Source organism: Bacteroides sp. 214 (assembly GCF_010501015.1).
Taxonomy (GTDB): domain Bacteria; phylum Bacteroidota; class Bacteroidia; order Bacteroidales; family Bacteroidaceae; genus Bacteroides.
Genome location: NZ_QVML01000007.1, coordinates 154323 through 179220, shown reverse-complemented (window position 1 = coordinate 179220; position 24898 = coordinate 154323). Strand labels below are relative to the sequence as shown.

The 24898-nt window shown below is 40.8% G+C and carries 24 protein-coding genes; 13 read left to right on the top strand and 11 right to left on the bottom strand.

Annotated features, from left to right (window positions below; all coding sequences use genetic code 11):
• Positions 1-16: 16 nt before the first annotated feature.
• The 9 genes from D0T50_RS07755 (at position 17) to galE (ending at position 8216) form a co-directional block, all read left to right on the top strand.
• The gene (locus D0T50_RS07755) at positions 17-1381 is read left to right on the top strand and encodes a DUF3078 domain-containing protein (protein ID WP_163222950.1); all 1365 of its coding nucleotides are present in this window, start codon (positions 17-19) and stop codon (positions 1379-1381) included.
• 169 nt (positions 1382-1550) lie between these two features.
• Positions 1551-1967: a SoxR reducing system RseC family protein gene (locus D0T50_RS07750; RefSeq protein ID WP_163222949.1), complete on the top strand. Its 417-nt coding sequence runs from the start codon at positions 1551-1553 to the stop codon at positions 1965-1967.
• An 11-nt stretch (positions 1968-1978) separates the two neighbouring features.
• On the top strand, positions 1979-2857 hold the full coding sequence (locus tag D0T50_RS07745) for a Fe-S cluster domain-containing protein (RefSeq protein ID WP_163222948.1): 879 nt from the start codon (positions 1979-1981) through the stop codon (positions 2855-2857).
• 30 nt (positions 2858-2887) lie between these two features.
• Positions 2888-4225: an electron transport complex subunit RsxC gene (gene rsxC / locus D0T50_RS07740; RefSeq protein WP_163222947.1), complete on the top strand. Its 1338-nt coding sequence runs from the start codon at positions 2888-2890 to the stop codon at positions 4223-4225.
• An 8-nt stretch (positions 4226-4233) separates the two neighbouring features.
• Positions 4234-5232, top strand: coding sequence for an RnfABCDGE type electron transport complex subunit D (locus tag D0T50_RS07735; protein ID WP_163222946.1), 999 nt, complete (start codon positions 4234-4236; stop codon positions 5230-5232).
• The gene (locus D0T50_RS07730; protein WP_163222945.1) at positions 5229-5891 is read left to right on the top strand and encodes an RnfABCDGE type electron transport complex subunit G; all 663 of its coding nucleotides are present in this window, start codon (positions 5229-5231) and stop codon (positions 5889-5891) included. Before D0T50_RS07735 ends, D0T50_RS07730 begins: the two co-directional genes overlap by 4 nt.
• Before the next feature lie 18 nt (positions 5892-5909).
• Positions 5910-6497, top strand: coding sequence for an electron transport complex subunit RsxE (gene rsxE / locus D0T50_RS07725; RefSeq protein WP_163222944.1), 588 nt, complete (start codon positions 5910-5912; stop codon positions 6495-6497).
• A 20-nt stretch (positions 6498-6517) separates the two neighbouring features.
• A complete protein-coding gene (gene rsxA, locus D0T50_RS07720; protein ID WP_163222943.1) occupies positions 6518-7096 on the top strand; it encodes an electron transport complex subunit RsxA in 579 nt (192 codons plus the stop codon).
• A gap of 85 nt (positions 7097-7181) precedes the next feature.
• Positions 7182-8216, top strand: a complete 1035-nt coding sequence (gene galE, locus D0T50_RS07715) for a UDP-glucose 4-epimerase GalE (protein ID WP_163222942.1) — start codon at positions 7182-7184, stop codon at positions 8214-8216.
• A gap of 230 nt (positions 8217-8446) precedes the next feature.
• Here the strand turns inward: galE and ispE are convergent, their stop codons facing one another.
• A complete protein-coding gene (gene ispE / locus D0T50_RS07710) occupies positions 8447-9274 on the bottom strand; it encodes a 4-(cytidine 5'-diphospho)-2-C-methyl-D-erythritol kinase (RefSeq protein WP_163222941.1) in 828 nt (275 codons plus the stop codon).
• A 122-nt stretch (positions 9275-9396) separates the two neighbouring features.
• Between ispE and dnaB the strand changes: the two genes are divergently transcribed.
• The gene (gene dnaB / locus D0T50_RS07705) at positions 9397-10923 is read left to right on the top strand and encodes a replicative DNA helicase (RefSeq protein ID WP_163222940.1); all 1527 of its coding nucleotides are present in this window, start codon (positions 9397-9399) and stop codon (positions 10921-10923) included.
• Between the two features lie 22 nt (positions 10924-10945).
• Here the strand turns inward: dnaB and D0T50_RS07700 are convergent, their stop codons facing one another.
• Both D0T50_RS07700 and D0T50_RS07695 read right to left on the bottom strand, forming a co-directional pair.
• A complete protein-coding gene (locus D0T50_RS07700; RefSeq protein WP_163222939.1) occupies positions 10946-12025 on the bottom strand; it encodes a PspC domain-containing protein in 1080 nt (359 codons plus the stop codon).
• Between the two features lie 12 nt (positions 12026-12037).
• Positions 12038-12364, bottom strand: a complete 327-nt coding sequence (locus tag D0T50_RS07695) for a PadR family transcriptional regulator (RefSeq protein ID WP_163222938.1) — start codon at positions 12362-12364, stop codon at positions 12038-12040.
• 800 nt (positions 12365-13164) lie between these two features.
• On the opposite strand from D0T50_RS07695, the gene D0T50_RS07690 reads away from it, so the two are divergent.
• Both D0T50_RS07690 and D0T50_RS07685 read left to right on the top strand, forming a co-directional pair.
• Positions 13165-13662, top strand: a complete 498-nt coding sequence (locus D0T50_RS07690) for a GNAT family N-acetyltransferase (protein WP_163222937.1) — start codon at positions 13165-13167, stop codon at positions 13660-13662.
• A gap of 3 nt (positions 13663-13665) precedes the next feature.
• Positions 13666-14871, top strand: coding sequence for an ectonucleotide pyrophosphatase/phosphodiesterase (locus tag D0T50_RS07685; RefSeq protein ID WP_163222936.1), 1206 nt, complete (start codon positions 13666-13668; stop codon positions 14869-14871).
• A 15-nt stretch (positions 14872-14886) separates the two neighbouring features.
• Here D0T50_RS07685 and D0T50_RS07680 read toward each other — a convergent pair whose 3' ends face one another.
• From D0T50_RS07680 to D0T50_RS07665, 4 genes are all read right to left on the bottom strand, one after another.
• Positions 14887-15339 (bottom strand): hypothetical protein, encoded by a 453-nt coding sequence (locus tag D0T50_RS07680; protein ID WP_163222935.1) that lies wholly within the window; start codon positions 15337-15339, stop codon positions 14887-14889.
• Positions 15340-15370: 31 nt separating this feature from the next.
• Complete coding sequence (locus D0T50_RS07675; RefSeq protein WP_163222934.1) at positions 15371-15931, bottom strand: DUF2179 domain-containing protein; 561 nt, start codon at positions 15929-15931, stop codon at positions 15371-15373.
• A gap of 146 nt (positions 15932-16077) precedes the next feature.
• The gene (gene dnaJ / locus D0T50_RS07670; protein ID WP_163222933.1) at positions 16078-17235 is read right to left on the bottom strand and encodes a molecular chaperone DnaJ; all 1158 of its coding nucleotides are present in this window, start codon (positions 17233-17235) and stop codon (positions 16078-16080) included.
• 15 nt (positions 17236-17250) lie between these two features.
• On the bottom strand, positions 17251-17781 hold the full coding sequence (locus D0T50_RS07665) for a nucleotide exchange factor GrpE (RefSeq protein WP_163222932.1): 531 nt from the start codon (positions 17779-17781) through the stop codon (positions 17251-17253).
• Between the two features lie 156 nt (positions 17782-17937).
• Here D0T50_RS07665 and D0T50_RS07660 point away from each other — a divergent pair, with 156 nt between their 5' ends.
• The gene (locus D0T50_RS07660; RefSeq protein ID WP_163222931.1) at positions 17938-19554 is read left to right on the top strand and encodes an ABC-F family ATP-binding cassette domain-containing protein; all 1617 of its coding nucleotides are present in this window, start codon (positions 17938-17940) and stop codon (positions 19552-19554) included.
• A gap of 64 nt (positions 19555-19618) precedes the next feature.
• Here the strand turns inward: D0T50_RS07660 and D0T50_RS07655 are convergent, their stop codons facing one another.
• The 4 genes from D0T50_RS07655 to D0T50_RS07640 are packed head-to-tail and all read right to left on the bottom strand — an operon-like array spanning position 19619 to position 24896.
• Positions 19619-21778, bottom strand: a complete 2160-nt coding sequence (locus D0T50_RS07655; RefSeq protein ID WP_163222930.1) for an HRDC domain-containing protein — start codon at positions 21776-21778, stop codon at positions 19619-19621.
• Between the two features lie 41 nt (positions 21779-21819).
• Positions 21820-22722, bottom strand: a complete 903-nt coding sequence (locus D0T50_RS07650; RefSeq protein WP_163222929.1) for a F0F1 ATP synthase subunit gamma — start codon at positions 22720-22722, stop codon at positions 21820-21822.
• 11 nt (positions 22723-22733) lie between these two features.
• Complete coding sequence (atpA, locus tag D0T50_RS07645) at positions 22734-24317, bottom strand: F0F1 ATP synthase subunit alpha (RefSeq protein ID WP_163222928.1); 1584 nt, start codon at positions 24315-24317, stop codon at positions 22734-22736.
• Positions 24318-24335: 18 nt separating this feature from the next.
• Positions 24336-24896 (bottom strand): F0F1 ATP synthase subunit delta, encoded by a 561-nt coding sequence (locus tag D0T50_RS07640; RefSeq protein WP_163222927.1) that lies wholly within the window; start codon positions 24894-24896, stop codon positions 24336-24338.
• Between the last annotated feature and the right edge of the window lie 2 nt (positions 24897-24898).

Below are 24898 nucleotides of genomic sequence, written 5' to 3'. Positions count from 1 at the left end.
TAAATTATAGAAAAGAATGAAACGTAAACACGCCTTATTCATATTTGTGATTGCTTTTATTGGTATATCAGCAAACGCACAGTCTGATGCTACACACAAAGATGCAGCTATAAGCATTGAACGCATTGCGGTAAAAGATAGTACCACCTTATTATATAAAGAGATATTTGGTAATATCGACTCTGTGTTGCTTAACACAGACTATACTCATGTTCCTTACAATATTAAATACTACAAATTATTTATGCCGGTTACTTTCTACTCTTCGGCTATAAAAGAAATAACAGAAGTTCCCCAAAGATCATTGGTACCCGATTCTTTTTATGTTAGCGATCTTGAGTGGCTTACCTATGATAAAAGTAAATTCTCAACACTAAAAGAGGGAAATAAACAGGCAGACAAAATATTACGAAACATCTATGCCACCAACATGGAGCTTGTTGTTTATACAGAAGATTATATTAATAGCCGTAAGCCTTTTCGCCGGGATGTAGAAGTAAAAATTGCCCCCAAAGCAAGGGTACTCGAATTGTTTCAAAGCGACAAAGCTATTGAAGATGTAGGTACGGCTGGAATGATTATTCAAAAGCCTAACTTTTGGACAAAAAGCGGTGATGCCTCTTTGCAGATTTCACAAAATTATATCTCGAAAAATTGGTATAAAGGAGGCGAAAGCAGCAATACACTACGAACTACCATTAAACTGGCAGCCAATTACAATGACAAAGAAAAGGTACAATGGGAGAATTTTCTGGAGATAAAAGCCGGTTTTAACACTGTGCCTTCGGATACTATTCGCGAATACAACATAAACACCGACCTGCTGCGACTGTATTCTAAGATTGGTGTACAGGCTTCGAAGAAATGGTACTATACCATCGCTTCGGAATTTAACACACAGTTCTTCAATAATTATAAAACCAACAGCCACAAAAGAATATCTTCTTTCCTTTCTCCTGCTACTTGGGTATCCAGTATCGGTATGGACTACAAACTGAAGAAGAAGAAAAACATGGAACTTTCCGTATTTATAGCTCCTGCTACTTATAATTTGAAGATTGTAGCTAATAAAAAGGTTGACGAGACTAAATTCGGACTAAAAAAAGGAGAGAAATTCCTGCACGACTTCGGTTCTAAAATGGAATCAAGACTTTCGTGGACAATAATTCCTTCTGTTACGCTAACATCACGCCTCTATTATTTTACCAGCTACGATAAAATAGAAGCCGAATGGGAAAACACGTTCAACTTCGTATTGAACAAATATTTATCAACGAAACTATTTTTCCACGGGCGCTTTGACGATAGTGTAAATAAAAACGGAAAGAGTCATTTTCAATGGCAGGAATTACTTAGTTTTGGACTTAATTACAAATGGTAATTGCTCGCAATTATAAGATAAGATTAACAGCCATATTTTTGCTTATTGATAGTATCATTGCCGATATTCATTAAAATAACCATTAATAAGTATAAAAAAGCAAGGTAACTCTTCTATATTAACAAATAATGAGTAAATTTGCCGCAATTTGTAATGTACACTTTGCAAAATGAACAACGTCATATCACATCAGGGTATTGTGGAAAGCACCGAAGGCAATCATATTCGCGTAAAGATTGTTCAGACAGCGGCTTGTGCTTCCTGTAGCATTAAGGGGCATTGCACATCGGCAGACACAAAAGAGAAAATTGTAGATATATACACCACGACACATGTTTATCAGATTGGAGATGTAGTAGAAGTCATCGGCGAAACCTCCATGGGGATGAAGGCTGTATTATACGCCTTTGTAATTCCTTTCTTAGTGCTTGTAATCTCACTTTTTACTGTTATGTCACTTACTGCTCAAAACGAATTGTTTTCGGCTGGTATATCCTTACTCTTACTCATTATATATTATGTTATACTGAGTTTGAATAAGAATAAGTTTAAGAAGAGTTTTTTGTTTAAAATTAAACCTTTATAAATCGCTAATTTATGAATTTTATTCTGATTGCAGTGCTTTCTTTGGGAGCTATAGCGTTTATTATCGCTGCTATACTATATGTAGCTTCTAAGAAATTTACTGTGTATGAAGATCCGAGAATTGCGCAAGTAGCCGAAATTCTTCCTCAAGCCAACTGTGGTGGCTGTGGTTTCCCCGGTTGTGGTGGTTTTGCAGCAGCATGCGTAAACTCAGACACACTGGAAGGTAAGAACTGCCCTGTTGGCGGAAGTGAGTTAATGGCTAACATCGCTACTCTTTTAGGTCGCGAAGCAACTGTTTCCGAACCGATGCTTGCCGTAGTAAAATGTAGTGGTTCGTGTGCAAAACGCGCACACCTTAATTTGTATGACGGAGCTAAAAGCTGCGCTATTGCCGCTGCGACATATGGTGGCGAAACAGCTTGTAGTTACGGCTGCCTGGGTTGTGGCGACTGTGTTGCAGCTTGTCAGTTCGATGCTATTCACATGAACCCAGAGACGGGACTTCCTGAAGTAGTAGAAGAAAAGTGTACAGCTTGTGGTGCTTGTGTAAAAGCGTGTCCTAAAGCTATTATCGAACTTCGTGCACAAGGAAAAAAATCACGTCGTGTATATGTCTCTTGTGTGAACAAAGACAAAGGTGCTCTGACACGCAAAGCGTGCGAAGTGGGTTGTATTGGTTGTGGCAAGTGTGTAAAAGCCTGTGCATTCGATGCTATAACATTAGAAAATAACTTAGCATACATTGACTTTAATAAATGTAAGTTGTGCCGCAAATGTGTAGAGGTTTGTCCTCAGGGAACTATTCTCGAAGAGAACTTTCCTCCTCGCAAACCCAAAGTAGAAGAAGCAGAGCCTACTCCTACTCCCATATCCGAGTCTAAAGATTAGTTACGCATAAACAGAAAATACATAAAACTTATGTTGAAAACATTTTCAATTGGCGGTGTTCATCCACACGAAAATAAACTTTCAGCGCATCAACCGATTATAACTGCTGATGTTCCCAGCAAGGCAGTTATCCTTTTGGGGCAGCACATTGGTGCTCCCGCAAAGGCTATAGTAAGTAAAGGTGATGTTGTAAAAGTGGGCACAGTCATAGCCGAAGCAAATGGTTTTGTTTCGGCCGCTATTCATTCATCCGTCAGTGGCAAAGTAGCCAAAGTAGATAGCATCATTGATGCAAGTGGCTATCCCAAACCAGCTATTTTTATTGATGTAGAAGGTGATGAATGGGAAGAGTCTATCGACCGCAGTAAGGACCTTGTTAAAGAGTGTATACTTACCCCAGAAGAAATTATAAAGAAAATAACCGCTGCCGGAATCGTAGGATTAGGAGGCGCTTGTTTTCCTACACAAGTAAAACTAATGCCTCCTCCAGGTTCTAAAGCAGAATGTGTTATCATCAATGCAGTAGAGTGTGAACCTTATCTGACTGCTGACCACCAACTGATGTTAGAGCATGCAGAAGAAATAATGGTAGGTGTTAACCTTATCATGAAAGCAGTTAAGGTGAATAAAGCATACATTGGAATCGAGAACAACAAGCCCGATGCCATTAAATTGATGACCAAAGTAGCTGCAGATTATACTGGTATCAGCATTGTTCCACTCAAAGTGCAATACCCACAAGGAGGCGAAAAGCAATTGATTGACGCAGTTATTTCGCGCCAGGTGCCTAGCGGTGCATTACCTATTGCTACCGGAGCTATTGTGCAGAATGTTGGAACAGCATATGCCATCTACGAAGCTGTACAAAAGAACAAACCACTCTTCGAACGTATCATTACCGTAACTGGTAAGTCTGTAAAAAAACCATCCAACTTCCTTGCTCGCATCGGCACACCCATGCAGCAACTTATTGATGCTTGTGGCGGACTACCCGAAGACACCGGCAAGATTATCGGCGGTGGGCCTATGATGGGTAAAGCACTCGTTAATGCCGAAGTGCCAATGGCAAAAGGAAGTTCGGGCATCCTGATAATGAATGACAAAGAGGCAAAACGTGGTGCTGCAAAAAGCTGTATTCGTTGTGCCAAGTGTGTAGGTGCTTGCCCAATGGGATTAGAACCTTATTTGCTTTCAACACTTGCCAATAAAGGCGATTTTGAGCGGATGGAGAGAGAAAATATCATGGACTGTATAGAGTGTGGCTCATGCCAATTCACTTGTCCGGCACAATTACCCCTGCTTGATTATTGCCGTTTAGGTAAAGCCAAGGTAGGTGCCATGATTCGTTCACGTCAAGTAAAAAAATAAATCACAATATGAGAAACAAATTAACAGTATCATTTTCACCGCACGTTCATAGTGGCGACAGCATACAAAAGAACATGTATGGTGTATTGATTGCTTTGATACCTGCGCTATTAGTTTCGCTTTATTTCTACGGATTAGGAGCGTTGGTAGTTACGGTTACTTCGGTTTTGGCTTGCTTGGTGTTCGAGTGGGCAATCAATAAGTTTATCATGAAGAAAGATGAATGCACTATTTGCGACGGGTCGGCTGCTATCACAGGCGTACTATTGGCATTTAATCTTCCTTCTAATCTTCCTATATGGATAATTTTAATTGGAGCATTGTTCGCCATTGGCGTAGGTAAGATGTCTTTTGGTGGTTTAGGAAACAACCCGTTCAACCCCGCGTTGGCTGGACGTGTTTTCTTGTTGCTCTCCTTCCCCGTACAAATGACCACATGGCCAGAAGTTGGACAACTTGCCAGTTATGTAGATGTTGCAACCACTGCCACCCCACTTGCTATTATGAAAGGGGTAATAAACGGTGCACCCGGTATGTCGTTAAGCGATTTACCCAGTTCATTACAGCTATTCATCGGACAAAACCCCGGTAGCTTGGGCGAAGTCAGTGCTGTTGCACTCTTAATCGGATTAATCTACATGTTGATTCGTAGAATTATTACTTGGCACATTCCTGTTTCTATCTTAGTAACAGTATCTGTTTTTACCGGTATCATGCATGGTATCAACCCAGAAGTGTATGCTTCTCCATTAACACACTTGTTGACTGGTGGACTTATGCTCGGTGCTGTTTTTATGGCAACCGACTATGTTACATCACCGATGAGTAAATCGGGTATGCTTCTTTATGGAGTTTGTATTGGTATCCTCACGGTAGTTATCCGTCTGTTTGGTGCTTATCCGGAAGGTATGTCATTCGCTATATTAATAATGAATGCATTCACACCGTTGATTAATATCTATTTCAAACCAAAACGCTTTGGGGAGGTAGCGAAAAAGAAGAAATGAAAAAGCTTGAATCATCCTTATTAAATATGTTGCTGGTACTTACAAGTGTTACAGTTGTAGCAGTAGGGTTACTGGCATATGTAAACGAATTAACCAAAGAGCCCATTGCTCAGGCTAACTTAAACACCCTCAACAATGCGTTGAAGGAAGTCGTACCGGCATTTACCAACAATCCGGTGGAAGAAGCTCAAACAATCACATTAAATGTAGATGGCAAAGAGGCTGAGTTCATCGTTTATCCAGCCAAAGATGGCGATAAAGTTGTTGGTACAGCCGTAGAAGCATCTTCAAATGGGTTTTCGGGAGCTATCAAAATATTGATTGGTTTCGATGAAAACGGAAAAATCCATGATTACTCATTGCTAGCCCACTCCGAAACTCCGGGGTTGGGTTCTAAAGCTAATACTTGGTTTAAGAAAGATGGCAAAGGAAGTATTATTGGTATGAACCCGGGCGAAGGCGCACTTATCGTATCCAAAGACGGTGGACAGATTGATGCCATAACCGCATCAACAATTACTTCGCGCGCATTCTTGAATGCGGTAAACAACGCATACGCTGCTTACAAAGGAGAAAATGATGGATTAACCTCGGCGACACCACAAGCAGATGCAAACACTGCGGCTACAGCCAAAGCAGATTCTACTAAAATAAACTAAAAGAAAGGAGTATAAGCTATGAATAACTTGAAAGTTTTAACGAACGGGATTATCAAAGAGAACCCCGTATTTGTACTTCTGTTAGGAATGTGTCCTACATTGGGAACAACTTCTTCGGCTATTAATGGTATGGGAATGGGACTTGCCACCATGTTTGTGTTGGTATGTTCTAACTTGGTTATATCATTGATTAAGAATCTTATTCCTGATATGGTTCGTATACCTTCTTATATTGTAGTAATAGCCTCTTTCGTAACATTGCTGCAAATGATTATGCAAGCATACGTACCTGGTTTATATGCTACACTCGGGTTGTTTATTCCGTTGATTGTGGTAAACTGTATTGTATTAGGACGCGCAGAAGCATTTGCCGCGAAAAATTCTCCTTTCTCTTCTATGCTCGATGGTTTAGGAATGGGATTAGGGTTTACGCTTGCTTTAACGCTTTTAGGAGCTACACGCGAATTACTTGGAACAGGTAAAGTCTTTGATATGGCTATTTTCCCGGAACAATATGGAATGTTACTGTTTGTTTTGGCTCCCGGCGCTTTTATTGCCTTGGGATATTTAATTGCTTTGATAAACAAGCTAAAGAAGGCTTCTTAATTTAACTCAAAAGAAATATTATGGAATATATCATTATATTTATATCTGCTGTTTTTGTGAACAATATTGTATTGTCACAATTCCTTGGTATTTGCCCTTTCTTGGGAGTCTCCAAGAAAGTAGAAACAGCTACGGGTATGGGAGCCGCTGTTGCTTTCGTATTGACCATTGCTACATTGGTTACTTTCCTTATTCAGAAGTATGTGCTGGATGCTTTTGATTTGGGATACTTACAAACCATTACCTTTATCTTGGTAATTGCCGGATTGGTGCAGATGGTAGAAATTATACTTAAAAAGGTTTCTCCTGCTCTCTATCAGGCCTTAGGGGTGTTTCTCCCTCTGATAACGACCAACTGCTGTATTCTTGGAGTAGCAATTCTTGTTATTCAAAAAGACTTTGATCTTTTAACCGGAATTGTTTACGCATTCTCTACTGCACTTGGATTTGCTTTAGCATTGGTTATTTTTGCCGGACTTCGCGAACAAATGAGTCTGATAAAGGTTCCTAAAGGAATGGAAGGAACACCGATTGCTCTTATAACAGCCGGCTTGTTGGCTATGGCATTTATGGGTTTTTCAGGCGTAGTTTCTATTTAACAAGTGTTATTTATAGACGTTTGCTAATACGGATTAATAATTATTCTGTATTTTTGCAATCAACAAAAAAAATCATCCTACAATAATGAAAGGTAGAATATTAGTAACAGGTGGAACCGGATATATAGGATCTCATACAGTTGTTGAGCTACAAAACTCGGGGTATGAGGTTGTTATCATTGACAATTTGTCAAACTCTACGGCTAAGGTAGTCGATAATATAGAAAAGATATCGGGTATTCGTCCGGCTTTTGAGCAATTAGATTGTTTGGATTTTCAAGGATTGGAGAATCTGTTTACTAAATACTCCGGAATTAAAGCTATTATTCACTTCGCTGCGAGCAAGGCAGTAGGAGAATCTGTTGAAAAGCCGTTGTTATATTACAAGAACAATCTGCTTTCACTGATTAATTTGCTGGAGTTAATGCCAAAGCATCATGTGGATGGTATTGTTTTTTCTTCTTCGTGTACTGTTTATGGACAGCCCGATGTGCTTCCGGTTACAGAAGAAGCACCCATGAAGAAAGCAGAGTCTCCGTATGGAAACACAAAACAAATTAACGAAGAGATTATTCAAGATACGGTGACTTCGGGTGCACCTATCACTTCTATCCTACTTCGTTACTTTAATCCGATTGGCGCACATCCCACTGCTTTATTAGGAGAATTGCCCAATGGTGTTCCATTGAATCTTATACCTTACCTTACGCAAACCGCTATTGGAATTCGCGAAAAGCTAAGTGTATATGGAGATGATTATAATACTCCCGACGGATCGTGTATCCGCGACTACATCAATGTTGTGGATTTAGCGAAAGCACATGTTATCGCTATCGATCGTATTGTGGAGAAGAAGCAAAAAGAAAAAGTAGAAATATTCAATATTGGTACCGGCCGTGGTCTTTCAGTGCTTGAGCTTATTCATGCATTCGAAGAATCGACCGGTGTTAAGCTGAACTATCAAATCGTAGGTCGCCGTGCCGGAGACATCGAACAAGTATGGGCGAACCCGGAACATGCGAACAACGAATTGGGATGGAAGGCAGAAACAAGTATTGAAGACACGCTGCGCTCTGCATGGGCATGGCAATTGAAGCTTCGTGAATTAGGTATTCAATAACACGTTGATTATACTAATTTAACCGAATAAAGAGAAACAAAGAAAGATATTGTTTGTTTTTACTATAGAATCATCCTGATAACAAGCAGTGAATATGCGAATATTTCTGATTGTCCTTTATACCTCCCCGGTATAGAAACAGGATGGTGCATAGTAGTTTTGTCGTGTTTTATTTTGTGTTTGTGTTGTGAGCGGTACTGCGATGAGAATCGAGGTACCGCTCTTTTTACTTACACCTCCAACATGCACTGAAAAGAAAACATTCCGTTATTATCCAACAAAACTTCGGGAGAGCCAATCGGGAATATTCCAAATACAGAAGAACCCGACCCACTCATGGAAGCATACAACGCACCCTTATTGTACAATTCTTGTTTAACTTCGGCAATGGCAGGAAATAATGGGAAAACACTCTTCTCAAAATCATTCGTTATATACTCCTTCCATTGTTCAATAGGCTTCTTGATAACTTCTTTCAACTGGTGGTGAGGTCGAATCGGTTTGATTGTACTAAAGGCATCACGTGTAGAAACATGTATATCCGGTTTTATTAGTACAAAGCGATAACCCTTTAACGATAAATCAACCGGAGAGAACAAATCGCCTATTCCTTCGGCATACATTGGTTTGTTTTGAATAAAGAAAGGGCAATCGGCACCCAATTGAACAGCATATCTCTCCAGCTCAAACGTAGAGAGGTTCAACCCGAACTTATCGTTGAGCAATTTGAGCATAAACGAAGCATCGGCAGAACCACCGCCAATGCCTGCCCCAAAGGGAATGTGTTTATAAAGAAAGATATCAACCGGTGGAAGCGAATATGCTTTTTTGAGCAAGTCGTATGCCTTCATGACAAGATTATCGGCAGGATTAGCATCTATCTGAATACCCGAAACAGATAAAGTTGTTTGCCCGGTAGCAGGTTCTGCTTTTACAACTTCCAGTGCGTCTTTTAGTGGAATGGGGTAAAAAACCGTTTCGAGATTATGATATCCATCGGGGCGTTTCTCAACAATATTGAGCCCCAGATTTATTTTAGCATTTGGGAAAAGTATCATAGTAGTGTAATGAGTTTTTGCAAATATACACTTTTCGCTTGGGTTATTAACAGGTTGTTTATAACTCCATCTTTTTTTCTAATTAGATAATGGTATATTTGCCTTCCCAAATAAAAATAATAATGGCAGAGAACAGAAAATACACAAATAACAGAAGTACCAAAACCAAAATTCCTATTGTTGGAGACTATGGCCGTATTCAACCGCAAGCACGAGAATTAGAGGAAGCAGTTCTGGGTGCATTAATGATTGAGAAGGATGCCTATTCGCTTGTTAGCGAGATTCTTCGCCCGGAAACATTCTACGATCATGCTCACCAGCTAATCTATTCTGCAATTACCGACCTGGCAATAAAGCAAGAGCCTATCGACATACTAACTGTAACCGAGCAGTTGCGCAAACGTGGCGACTTGGAGAATGTGGGAGGTCCGTTCTACATCACCCAACTAAGCAGTAAGGTTGCTTCTTCGGCACACATAGAATACCACGCGCGTATTATCGCACAGAAATTCTTAGCGCGCGAACTGATTACGTTTACAAGTAATATCCAAACAAAAGCATTTGACGAAACTCTCGATGTAGATGACCTGATGCAAGAAGCCGAAGGCAATCTCTTTGAAATTTCGCAGCAGAACATGAAGAAGGATTATACGCAAATTAATCCTGTTATCGAAGAAGCATACAAGCTATTGCAAAAAGCAGCAGCAAGAACCGACGGGTTGAGTGGCTTGGAAAGTGGATTCACAGCTTTAGACCGCATGACATCCGGCTGGCAAAAGTCCGACCTTATCATTATTGCAGCTCGTCCTGCCATGGGTAAAACTGCTTTCGTTCTCTCTATGGCAAAGAATATTGCTGTCAATTACAGGCATCCGGTGGCTTTGTTCTCGCTCGAAATGAGTAACGTACAGTTGGTTAACCGCTTGATTGTGAATGTTTGCGAAATAACCGGCGAAAAGATAAAGAGTGGACAGCTCGCTGCACACGAATGGCATCAACTGGATTATAAATTGAAAGAGTTGGTAGACGCGCCTCTGTATGTGGATGACACTCCTTCTCTATCGGTTTTTGAACTCCGCACGAAAGCCCGAAGATTGGTACGCGAGCACGGTGTGGAAGTTATCATCATTGACTACTTGCAGTTGATGAACGCCAGCGGTATGTCTTTTGGTAGCCGCCAAGAAGAGGTAAGTACCATTTCGCGTTCGCTGAAAGGACTTGCCAAAGAATTAAATGTTCCTATCATTGCGCTGTCACAGTTAAATCGTGGTGTTGAAAGTCGCGAAGGAGCCGAAGGAAAGCGTCCGCAACTGAGCGATCTTCGCGAATCGGGAGCTATCGAACAGGATGCCGATATGGTTTGTTTTATACACCGACCGGAGTATTACAAAATATACGAACACGAAGGAAAAGACCTAAGGGGAATGGCAGAGATTATCATTGCCAAGCATCGTAACGGTGCGGTAGGCGATGTCTTGTTGCGATTTAAAGGAGAATATGCCCGCTTCCAGAATCCGGATGATGACTTAATCATACCATTACCATCAGAGGGGGTTATGAGTAGAGCCTCACTGGTAAACGAAAGAGGGAACACACCACCGCAGAATGATGTGCCCCCTCCTATTTCTGATGAGAATTTACCCTTCTAAATCAATATATGCTTGGCAGGTTTCACCAAAAAGGAACCTGCCAATTTTGTTCTGCCAACGTACATATAAAGATTATACTACTTACCACCCACATGATAAAAAGCGTCCATTTCAATCCGCTTCCCATAGGTTGCCAATTGAATGTGCCACGAAGAATTGTAAAGACAAGGCTAACCAACGGAATACCCACAAGTATTACACCGGCAATGCTGGCTACAATAGTAGCCATCGGTCCTGCCGAAAGGAAACCCCATTCTACTGTTGGGAAAGCTTCATAGAGTACCGCACCGCCTCCTATTATCACAGCAATACCGGCAATTATCAATGCTACAAACACAACGCCCAGAACAATTAACAACGGACTGCAAACAATGGCTATGATAACCAAAAGAATCTTTATCAAGAATCCGGCAATGGAAACCAATACATCGGCTAGCTTCTGAAAAAACGTACGCGGCTTATCCGATTTGATAAATTCATTTACCCCGTTAGATGCTTTTTCAAAACTATCGGTTACTGTCTTCCCTATATTTTCCATGGTAACAGCCTCGCCACGCATATTTAGCTTTTCGGTAGCTGTGCGCGCCAAAGGGATAAATATCCAACAGACAATGTAGATAGGAATTAAAGATCCTACTGCGAACAACAGTGCAAACAACATAACCAGTCGAAGCAATGTAGCATCCCAACCCAAATAAGCAGCCAAGCCACCAAACACACCACCAAGAATCTTATCGTCGGGGTTTCTATAAAGTCCTTTACGGGTTTCCGACTGCCTTTTGGTCGAAGAATCGTATTGATACTGCTTGGTTGATTCGCTTTGCTTTTCCTCCTCATCATCGGTTAGCTCTTCGGGCTTACCCATGCGTTTTATTATTTCTTCAACTACTGCAATGGTTACTACCTGATAGCTGGTATTGGTTATTTTTTCTTGAAACAATTCGGAGATACGTGTCTCTATATCGTTTACAATCTCTTCGCCACCTTCTTCTTTCGCAAAGTGTAAGCGCAGGTTAGACAAGTATTCATCTAACAAGCCATAAGCGTCCTCATCTATATTATAAACAGTTCCGCCAAGATTTACTGTAAGTGTCTTTTTCATTTTATATAGTTATTAGTTTGTTGCTAAATGATTTACCGTATCGTTCAGTTCCTTCCATGCCAGTTCCAACTCACACAGAAAAACCTCCCCACTCTCTGTTAGCCTGTAATATTTACGAGGCGGTCCTTGCGTTGATTCTACCCATTCATAACTAAGCAAGTCCGAATTCTTCAACCTTGTCAGCAACGGATAGAGCGTTCCTTCTACAACAATAAGCTGTGCTTCTTTTAGTTTCTGGATGATATCCGAAGCATAAGCCTGCTCTTTGCGTAGCAAAAGTAAGATGCAATATTCGAGCATCCCCTTTCTCATTTGCGATTTTACATTGTCTGCATTCATATGGTTAGTATTAATTTCTGCACAAATCTATGTATTACTTTGGTACTATGCAAAACATAGTACTGTAATTTATCTTTTATTAACTACCAAATAAAGAGAATAGCAGTTATAGTTGATGGCTTTTGAATTGGAGTCATCGAAGAATATTAACGTCCGAAGTAAACAGTAACTACTCCAAACTATCATTTTGCTAAAGCCTCCGAGAATGCGATAAATGAGAGAAACCAACGCATGGACAGAAAAAATCGCAGGAAATCAGCTTAAGGAAAAACGCCTCAAATAGTGTAAAAAACACTCGTCTTATTCAAAACAAGCCATACAAGGCTTGTGGGACGTATTTTTCTGACTGAGTTTTGAATAAGAACTCAGTCAGAACATAGAAAGAACACAGTCAGTTCCATATTTAAACACAGTCAACTTTTCTTTCTCTGCTTATGGATGAACAGCTGTCTGCCATAAGCAAACGCTCTGCGAGCTTATGGCAGACGGTTCGTTTGCTTATGGCAGAGAACAGTTCGTCCATAAGCACTTTTCGCCCCAAACAATCCCTTCCACAAGGCTTGTAGGGCACATTCGTGAGAAATAAAAGTTAGAGAAATAGAATGAGCCAAAAACAAAAAGATAGCAGAAACCATCTATCAACACCTCAAAGAACCTATTTCACTATCATTTCAACACAATCGCCCTACTTCACCTAAGGTCGTAATGGTGCTTTTAGTTTACAAGAACAAAAAAATGAGAAAAAGATTCAATGGTCTTAAAGAAATTTCCTAATTTCGCTTCACAATAAAAACATCAATATGCTAACAATAAGAAAAGCTACCGTAGCCGATTGCCAACTGATAAACGAATTGGCACACAGCGTATTTCCACATACCTACCGGGAGTTACTTTCGCCCGAACAACTAGAGTACATGATGCAATGGATGTATGCACCCGAACAAATCCGCAAGCAAATAGAAGTAGACGGGCATGTGTACTTTATAGCCTACAAAGGAGACGAACCTTGTGGTTATCTCTCTATAGAGCAAGAAGATAAGGATTTGTTTCATCTGCAAAAGATATATGTTCTACCCGGCTTCCAAGGACATGGCGTTGGTGGTTTCTTGTTCAGGCAAGCCATTGCTTACATTAAAGAAGTACACCCCACCCCTTGCATGATGGAACTCAATGTAAACCGCAATAATAAAGCTGTGCAGTTTTACGAAAGGTTGGGTATGCGCAAACTACGCCAAGGAGACTTCCACATAGGCAATGGTTTCTATATGAATGATTACATCATGGGAATTAATATCTAAAACATGAAAAAACTGATACTCCTGCTGACGCTCTGCTGTGCACTGCAAGCATGCACTTCCCAACAAAAAGAGCCCAACTACACTGTTATCATTTCTTTAGATGGCTTCCGGTGGGATTATACTGATATGTACAACACACCCAATCTGGACAAGATGGCCAATATGGGTGTAAGCGCACGTATGCTCCCCTCCTATCCTGCTTCGACGTTTCCCAACCATTACACGTTGGCTACCGGTTTGGTGCCCAATCATAACGGAATAGTGAACAACACCTTCTGGGATACCGAAGAAAACACTGTGTTCCATATGAGCGACACTACTGCCCGATACAACCCGAAGTACTTCCTTGGTGAGCCTATTTGGATTACAGCACAGAAACAAGGTGTGAAAACGGCAAATTTCTACTGGGTAGGTTCCGATGTGCGCATTAAAGATATGTATCCAACCTATTACAAAACATGGACAGACACACCACGCCTTACTTTCGGAGAGCGTATAGAAGCCACTATTAATATCCTGACGTTACCCGAAGAAGAGCGTCCACACCTCGTAATGACCTATATAGACGAGCCAGATGGTGCCGGACATCATTACGGACCTTGCAATAAAGACTCCATGAATAGGGTTATATACGCATTGGATAGCTTAGTAGGAATAGCTATGCAACGAATAACCGAGCTTCCCTTTGCCAATCGTGTTAATTTGATTGTGACCTCAGACCACGGCATGACTGATGTTTCTGCCGAACGCTACATAAACAGCGCCGACTACCTACAATCCGAGTGGTGCGAGATGGTAATTGGCAACCGTCCTACATCCATCTTTACAAAGGAAGGATTCCGCGATTCGGTTTACAATGCGTTGAAGAATGTGGAGAACATTTACGTTTGGAAGAAAGAAGATATACCAGCCGAACTTTGTTATGGCACAAGCAACCGCATAGGTGATATCATTGTTGCTCCCAAGACCGGTTGGGAATTTGGCAACAGCCCATTGACAATAGCAGGCGCGCATGGTTACTTCCCGCAACACCCTGATATGCAAGTAGTGTTTCGCGCGTATGGTCCCGACTTTAAGAAAAACCATACTGCTGGCGAGTTTGTAAATGTAGATATATATGCCATGTTGGCACATCTGCTTAAGATTGTTCCCGAACCAACAGATGGAGACTTTGAGCGGATTAAGGAGATGTTTGTTACAGTTCCTTGATGTCGTTTAACTCTATTACTTGTTCATATTCAACAACAAAAATAAGAGCTTAAGCGATAGTTTTTCCATTTGGGTGGAATCGCAGGCAGCAGGATATGTTATATAATCCAGTCCTTTAAGGTCTGTCTCTTTTATAAGTGTTTGGTCGTCTTTCAGGAAAATAGTTGGTTTATTATCAAAAGCCTGCCTGATTTTCAATCCGGTAACAATGTCATAATGCTCCGTACTTAAATCAAAGATTACAACTGCCGCACTCATCAGTTTATCAATAATGAAAGTGCGATCTACGCCTTCAATGCCATCAGTAACAAAGTCATAGCTACTTGTGGGCTTCATTCCGGCTTTCAGAATAGCCGGTTTTATTAATGCTTCGTACACCTGTTTGAAGTGTCCTTTTGTATATCCCTGACCATGATAATCGGTCGGAAGAACAGTGAGGCATTCTTTGTTAGAGCTATTATTCTTCATTGCATTTCAAGGTATTAAGCAGACATAGTCCCTATTTTCCCAGTCGTGGCATCCCTGCTGCCGTACTCATTGCGAATATACCTTTCTGTTTAGAACGTATATCTTCTACAAGGTAAAACGCTTTTGTGTCAAACTGCTCAATGATTGCAGTAACTTCTTTCTGTGCCTTACGGCTTATCACAGTTTCGATAATTTCTACTTCAGAGATAACGCCTTCGCCATGAATAAGTGTTGAACCATAGCCGTGGGCATTAAGTAGTTGTGCAAGTTCTTTTCCGTTTTTCTTGGTATAGACACGATAAAGTTGATAGCCAAACGCAATTTTATGTTCTACCAAAATCCCAATATAGTTACCAGCAGCATAACCGGCAGCATACGAAAGATAGGAAATGATGCTATCGGCATGCGAAAAGACTTGTGAGATAACCACTACCCAGATAAACACTTCAAAAAAGCCCACTAAAGGTGCTTTTCGTTTTTCTCCTTTAGAAACAAAAATAATACGAAGGGTACCTAACGTTACGTCACAGATACGTCCAAAGAAAATGATAATCGGCAATAGCCATGGATAAGTATCTAAAAAGTCAAACATAAAGATTCAAAAATAGAAGTTACTGATTCAGAGTTTATTTAAATACAAAAGTAGAGGAATTTCTGATATAAAGAAAGGTATTGAACAAAAAAAGGATGCACCTTCTGGCACACCCTTTTCTTTTTAGCTCCTGTCTTTGCTGATTATTAATCAAAGAAATTCTTAAACTTCTTAAAGATTTTTTCTTTTACCGATGTGTTCGGCTTAAAGTTGTCCGAATTTTCCATCTTTTCGAGCTCGCTTTTCTCTTCTTTATTCAATGCTTCGGGCACATAGATACTTACATTTACTAGCAAGTCTCCTACCCCATAGCTATTTACGCTAGGCAATCCTTTACCACGCAAACGAAGAACTTTGCCTGGTTGTGTGCCCGAATCAATTTTTACTTTTACCTTGTTATCAATAGTAGGAATCTCTACTGTACCACCAAGAGCAGCAGTTGGGAAACTAAGCAGCAAGTTGTAAATAAGGTCATTATCATCACGAATTAAGTCGGGATGTTGTTCTTCTTCTACCTGAATAAGCAGATCGCCTGCTACTCCGTTGTGTTTTCCAGCATTTCCTTTACCACTCATGGAGAGTTGCATACCTTCGGCAACACCTGCCGGAATCTTCACAGTTACTACTTCTTCGCCATGTACAATACCATCGCCACTACAAACCTTACATTTTTCTTTAACGGTGGTTCCTTCACCATTACAGGTAGGACAAGTAGTGCGAGTTTGCATTGTGCCCAATATTGTTTGCTGGTTGCGGATAACAGAGCCACTACCTTTACAAGTAGCACAAGTCTCTACGCCGCTGCTTCCTTCAGCACCAGAACCATGACAGTGGTTACATTCCACATATTTCTTGAGTTTGAACTTCTTCTCAACCCCGGTAGATACTTCTTTCAGATTTAGCTTCACCTTTACACGAAGGTCTGACCCGCGAAAACGTCTACGCTGACTGCCACCACCAAAACCACTAAAGCCTCCGCTATGTCCACCAAATATATCGCCAAACATAGAAAATATGTCATCCATAGACATACCACCGCCACTAAAACCTCCGAAAGGTCCGCCATTTCCGGCTGCTCCACCCACACCGGCATGACCAAACTGGTCGTATCGCGCACGTTTATCGGGGTTGCTAAGTACTTCATACGCCTCGGCAGCTTCCTTAAATTTTTCTTCCGCCTCTTTATCATCCGGATTCTTATCAGGGTGATACTGAATAGCTTTTTTGCGATAAGCTTTCTTTATCTCATCGGCAGTCGCGGTTTTCTCAACCTCAAGAACCTCGTAGTAATCTCTTTTTGTCATATATTTAAAGGTATATTATTCGCCTACAACTACTTTGGCGTGACGAATAACTTTATCATTCATTGTATAACCTGTTTGTACTGTATCAAGTATTTTCCCTTTTAACTCTTCTACGGGAGCAGGAATAACAGCAACTGCTTCGTGGAAATCAGTGTCAAGCGGTTGTTCTTTAGTTTCGATAATCTTTACCCCAAGTTGTCCAAGGGATGAAAGGAACTTGCTATAAATAAGTTCGAGCCCTTCGCGAATAGCAACAATGTCGGTTGCGTTCTCAGACGTTTTGATGGCACGTTCCATATCATCTACTACACAAAGAATGCTTAATACACTTTTCTCGCTACCATTGAGGATCAGTTCAGCTTTTTCCTTCATGGTACGTTTACGGTAATTGTCAAACTCGGCCGATAGACGAAGATATTTATCTTTGCAATCCTCCAGTTGTTCGGTCAATTCCTCTATCGGGTCTTTTTCTTCATTCTCAGTCACTTCGTCTGCAACCGTATCCTGTAGTTCTTCTTCAGGCATTTCTTTCTCTTCAGATTTCATATATAATATTTTTTATTGCGTTTTACTGATTACAACTTCTACAAAAACTTTGCCAGTTGTCACAAAATGGTGCAAAGATAGTTCAATTCTGTCAGATTGGCGTATGTTTAATTAAAAATGGCTACCTTTGCAGCCGAATTAAAATAACGAGGTAAAATGATTACAGTATCTAATGTTTCGGTTCAGTTTGGTAAGCGGGTGTTGTTCAACGACGTTAATCTAAAGTTTACTAACGGTAACTGCTACGGCATCATCGGCGCAAACGGAGCCGGCAAATCTACTTTTTTACGAACTATTTATGGTGACCTTGATCCTACCACCGGATCCATAGCTCTTGGACCTGGTGAACGCCTTTCCGTACTGAGTCAGGATCACTTCAAATGGGATGCATTTACCATTATGGATACCGTAATGATGGGGCACACCGTGCTTTGGGACATTATGAAACAACGCGATGCACTGTACGCCAAAGAAGATTTCAACGATGAAGATGGTATCAAAGTAGCTGAATTGGAAGAGAAATTTGCAGAGCTGGGTGGTTACAACGCCGAAAGCGACGCTGCCATGCTATTGAGTGGTTTGGGAATAAAAGAAGCTAAACACTACCAATTAGTAGGTGAGCTCAGTGGAAAAGAAAAAGTACGCGTGATGCTTGCACAAGCTTTGTATGGTAATCCAGATAATCTATTGCTGGATGAGCCAACCAATGACTTGGACATGGAAACCGTGATGTGGTTGGAAGAATATCTTTCTAACTTTGAACACACTGTACTTGTTGTAAGCCACGACCGCCACTTCCTCGATGCTGTATGTACACACACGGTAGATATCGATTATGGCAAAATCAATATGTTTGCTGGTAATTATAGTTTCTGGTATGAGTCAAGCCAGCTTGCACTGCGCCAACAACAAAATCAAAAAGCTAAAGCCGACGAAAAGAAAAAGGAACTGGAAGAGTTTATTCGCCGATTTAGTGCCAATGTGGCTAAAAGTAAGCAAACTACCAGCCGTAAAAAAATGCTTGAGAAGCTGAATGTGGATGAAATTAAACCTTCTTCGCGCAAGTATCCGGGCATCATCTTTACACCAGAACGCGAACCGGGCAACCAAATCCTCGAAGTATCGGGTCTTAGTAAAAGAAGTGAAGACGGAACGATATTATTCAACGATGTAAACTTTAATATAGAAAAAGGCGATAAAGTTGTTTTCCTTTCCAAAGATCCGCGTGCAATGACTGCCCTCTTTGAGATTATCAACGAAAACATCAAACCAGATACAGGAACTTTCAAATGGGGTGTTACCATAACTACCGCTTACCTTCCACTGGACAATACCGCCTTCTTCGAATCTGACTTGAACTTGGTAGATTGGTTAGGACAATTTGGCGAAGGAAACGAGGTGTATATGAAGAGTTTTCTTGGACGTATGCTCTTCTCGGGTGAAGAGGTTTTGAAAAAGGTACATGTACTTTCGGGAGGCGAAAAAATGCGTTGTATGATTGCACGTATGCAACTCAAGAATGCCAACTGCCTTGTTCTTGATACGCCTACCAACCACCTTGACCTAGAGTCTATCCAAGCATTCAATAACAACTTGAAGACTTATAAAGGAAATATTCTCTTCTCCTCGCACGACCACGAATTTATTCAAACCGTTGCCAACCGCATTATTGAACTAACTCCCAATGGAATTATTGACAAGATGATGGAATACGATGAATATATTACTTCGGATCACATCAAGGAGATAAGACAAAGAATATACGGAGAGTAGAATAAAGAAAAGAGGGTGTGTCAAAAGTTTAATTGACACACCCTCAATATATATATAATATACTCTAAAGGAGTATCTGCTCTTTTATGCCATTTTCTTTTTTGTAATGGTATACTATCGCAAGAATTTCTTCGCCGTACTTTTCCACACCGACTTTACCCATATACGGAATACGTAGCAAATCTATTTTAGTTGAAGGCAGTAAGTTACTGATACCAATAATCGCTTTCTGTTGCAACACCGTATAAACAGGTAACCCAAGTTTAGCAGCCTCTGCATTACGCCATTTGATAAGCGCAGAAAAAAGTTTAGGATGAATAACATCAAGTGATACCGCGACTTTTTCCGGTTGTTTTTGTTTAGTTTTCTTTTCTCCTTTAATAGCTCGCTCCTTTTTCATAGAAAGCGAAACCAATACAAAGGCTTTCTTTTTGAGGTATGTACCTACATTGAATCCATTTTCGGCTGTGTGTTTCAATGTTTCGTGTTTTACTTTAAGTTGTTCGTTAAACACAAAGAGCAATTCGAGTTGCTTCTTTTTTACCTCTTTATTATCTATTTCGACCATGGACTCTTGCAGAACGGGAAGCAAGATATCTTCTGTCTTTTCTTGAAAATACTTCGCACCAGCCACCAAACGAGCATTCAGTTTGGCATCCATGTTGTAATCGGTAGTAGTACTCAACAAACCGGCATATTCTTGTTGAAAACGTTCGGACACTGTTACTATCTCCTTCCGAAGCCGTTCGAACCGTTCTTTGAAGCGTTCCAACTGCTTGGGATAAAGTTTGTACAAGTGTTCATCGAACAGACGAATAATTTGCGAAAAAGTTTGTTGAATAGACGTGAACGTATATTGTTCGTTAAGTAACTCATAATAATAGCTCCGTTTGAGAGAGTTGAGTTTAGCTGTGTCAGGCACGTGACGTTCGGCTTCGTTGGTAAATTCATTTACTGCTTCGTCGCATATAATAGCTTTTTGTGTTAAAGGTGTGCCAAGCACCATTCCATCCAACGATTTACAACGACTAAGCGCTACATATACTTGCCCGTGCGCAAAAGAAGCATTAGCATCGATAATGGCTCGTTCAAAGGTAAGTCCTTGACTTTTATGAATAGTTATAGCCCATGCCAAACGAATTGGATATTGTTGAAAGACCCCTTCCACAATTTCCGTTATCTCTTTTGTTTCGGGGTTCAAGGTGTATTTACTATTCGCCCATTCTTCTTTTTCCAACAAGAACTGTTGTGTATCATCTTTGCCGCGCACCCATATTCCTTCATTGCTAATGTTCATTACCACCCCTATCTTCCCGTTGTAATAACGCTTTTCGGGCGATAAATCGTTTTTAAGAAACATAATTTGCGCACCAACTTTCAATGTTAAGGCAAAGTCGGCAGGGTATGCTGTCTCCGGAAAGTTATCTTTAATGGCAGCCTTAAAAGTCATTGATTTACCGGGAAGCGCTGCCAATTGGCGGTCGTTAATGTGTTGCGCCAAATGGTTGTGGGTTGTCAGACGGATGTATCCCTCCTCATCACGCGGCTCGAAACCGGGAATACAGCGTCTATTCAATTCGTAAAGCAGTGCTTCGTCGATATCATTGGTACGTATTCGGTTCAAGAGTGAAAGGAAGTAGCGATCACTCTGACGGTATACATGTTCCAGCTGGATAGAGATATAATCAGTTTTGCGTAATGCATGACTGCCAAAGAAATAGGGCGTATCGTAGTAATTCCTAAGCATCGCCCAATCATTCTCCTTCACTACAGGTGCCAACTGCTGCAAGTCACCAATCATCAGGAGTTGTACCCCACCAAAAGGTTTGTATCTGTCGCGATAGCGTCGTAACACAGCATCAATAGCATCGAGCAAGTCGGCACGCACCATACTAACCTCATCGATAACAAGCAGGTCCATGCTTCGAATAATGCTGATTTTTTCTTTACCAAACTTAAAGGGAGCAGCTACATTAGAAGTAAAAGTAGTTTCAGGAATATAAGGTGCCAAAGGCAATTGAAAAAACGAATGAATTGTAACCCCACCCGCATTAATAGCAGCAATACCAGTGGGTGCTACAACAATCATTCGTTTGGGAGTTTCTTCCTTCAATCGCTTTAGGAAAGTAGTCTTTCCTGTACCGGCTTTTCCTGTTAGAAAAAGGTGGGATCCTGTGCTTTCAATACATTGTCGAGCCAGTTCTATTTCGGGATTAGTCATCATCTGCCATTTCTTTTTTGGCAAATGTAAACAAATTCTTGCGGTTATTTCATACTTCCCGCAACTATATCCAGCAATTCGTTGGTAATAGCTTGCTGTCTTGATTTATTATATTGTACCGTAAGTTCTTGAATAAGATCGTTAGCATTATCGGTAGCTACTTGCATTGCCATACTTCTCGCTCCATGTTCGGATGTACTGGAATCTACTGCAGTTGTGTATAGTTTTTGCTTAATAACAGCTGGAAGCAAATTAGCTATAAACTCTTCGGGCGAGGGTTCTATTATATAATCAAATTGATAGCGAGATGTTTCCTTCTCATTGTTATTCACGTCATTTATGGCTGTTTCTTTAATTTCATTCAAATCAATAGGAAGCAGCTGTTCGCACATCAAATCTTGCACCATCATATTCTTGAAGTGGTGATAGATAATTTCCACGCGGTCTATCTTTTCGTTTTGAAATTCCTCCATCAGAAGCGTTGCCAATTTGGCAACGTCTTCATAAGTTGGTTTCTCTGCCAATTCAATATAATTCCCCTTGGGCTCTATTCCGTTTTTTACGACAACTTCTTGTATCTTTTTGCCTACTGGGTACACATCAATATTTCCTTTCCCCAAATGAGCATACTCTTCTATCTTTAGCTGAAAAGACCTGATAACATTGGCATTATATGCTCCACAAAGTGAAGTATTAGAAGAAAACACGACTATTGCCACTCGCCTAACCTCACGTACTTCGGTAAAGGGTGAATGGATTTCTTGATTTTCTCCACTAAGAAAATTTACCAATATCCGGTTCATTTTATATTGATAGGGAAGCGCCTTTTCTACCACCCCTTGCATGCGATGAAGCTTTGCCGACGCAACCATTTTCATAGCTGAGGTTATTTTACGCGTTCCTTTTATTGAAGCGATACGTTCTTTTACTTCTTTAAGTGAGCCCATAATTCCTTTCTTTAGATAAATTGCTTGGCAACCATTTTGGCTGTCTTTTCAATTTCTTTTGTTACGGTGTCGTTTATTTCACCTTTCTTCAGCACATCCAGTACATTTTCCTGATGATTAATCTCCAATGACTTCAGGAAGCTTTGTTCAAAATCAGGTACTTTATCAAGTGGGACATCCTTTAATAATCCGTGCGTACCACAGTAAAGCATAGCTATTTGTTTTTCAACCGGCATAGGCGCATATTGCGCTTGAACAAGCAAGCGTTCGTTTTTTCTACCTTTATCAATCGTTAACGCAGTAACCGCATCCATATCGTTACTAAAACGACTAAATGCTTCCAATTCTCTATATTGTGCCTGATCTATTTTTAGTGTACCGGCTACCTTTTTCATCGCTTTTACTTGTGCATTTCCTCCTACACGTGATACAGAAATACCCACATTAATAGCCGGACGGCTACCTGCATTGAACAATCCGGTATCAAGAAATATCTGTCCGTCGGTAATGGAAATTACATTGGTTGGGATATACGCCGAAACGTCTCCCGCTTGTGTTTCAATAATGGGAAGTGCTGTCAGTGAGCCACCTCCTTTTACTTTTCCTTTCAAACTTTCGGGCAGGTCGTTCATTTCGGCAGCAACCTCTTGTTGATTAATAATTTTTGCGGCACGTTCCAACAAGCGAGAGTGCAGATAGAAAATATCACCCGGATAAGCTTCACGTCCGGAAGGGCGACGCAAAATCAACGAAACCTCGCGATATGCCACAGCTTGTTTGGACAAATCATCGTACACCACCAATGCATGACGACCAGTATCGCGAAAATACTCACCAATGGCTGCTCCCGCAAAAGGTGCATAGTACTGCAATGCAGCCGGGTCACCGGCTGTTGCTGCCACCACAACGGTATATTCCATAGCACCAAATTCGCGTAAACGGTTTACGATAGTTGCCACAGTAGATGCTTTTTGCCCGATAGCTACATAAATGCAATAGACAGGATTACCCGCATCGTAATTTGTTTTTTGATTAATAATAGTATCAATAGCAATGGCGGTTTTGCCCGTCTGACGGTCGCCAATAATAAGTTCACGCTGTCCTCGACCAATCGGAATCATAGCGTCAATAGCCTTCAAACCAGTCTGTAGCGGTTCGTTTACCGGTTGGCGAAAGATAACACCTGGTGCTTTTCGCTCCAGCGGCATATCATACAACTCGCCACCAATAAGTCCTTTGCCATCAAGTGGTTCGCCAAGTGGGTCAATAACACGCCCCAGCATATTTTCACCTGCCATAATAGAGGCTATACGCTTCGTTCGTTTTACTACATCTCCTTCTTTTACCTTGTCGGTAGGGCCAAGCAAAACAGCACCTACATTATCTTCTTCAAGATTCATGACGATTGCCATTACACCATTTTCAAACTCCAACAATTCGTTCGACTCGGCATTGCGCAATCCGTAAATACGCGCTACGCCATCACTAACTTGTAACACTGTGCCAATCTCATCCAATTGAACTTTGGCTTCAATTCCTTTGAGTTGCCTTAAAAGCACTTCAGAAACTTCGCTTACTTTTATATTGTTTGCCATAAAAATATGTACTTTTTATTAGACAATTCGTCTGTTCTTGTCTATAAATTGTTGTTTTACTTTTTTTAATTGCGTAGTTACACTTGCATCCAAACGATAGTCGTTGATATCAAAGATAAAACCACCTTCGATAGCTGGATCTACCACTGTTTTTAACTTCATTGGTGCATGTACTGCAGCCGAAGCTGTTTGTCGGATGCGCTCTTTCGTAGCAGCATCTACTGGTACCGCTGTTATTAGTGTTCCTACAGCAATGTGTTTCAATTTGTGATACAGCTCGATATAGGTAAGTGTTGCCAGGTAGAATAATGATTCGCGTTTATTCTTTAGTATTAATCGAATAAAATTAATCAATGTAGCACTGGGAGTGGCTTCGCCTACGGCAGCTGCAATAATCAGTTCCTCTTTCTCTTGAGCAGGAAGTATGGGATTGGTAACCACCTCATTCAGACGCGGATGATTATGGAAACTACGCGCAAGGGATTTCATTTCTTCATAAACAACATCCTCTTGTTTCTCCTCCTGCGCATAAGCAAGCAAAGCTTTACTGTATCGCACCGACAAAATACCTATATCCATAA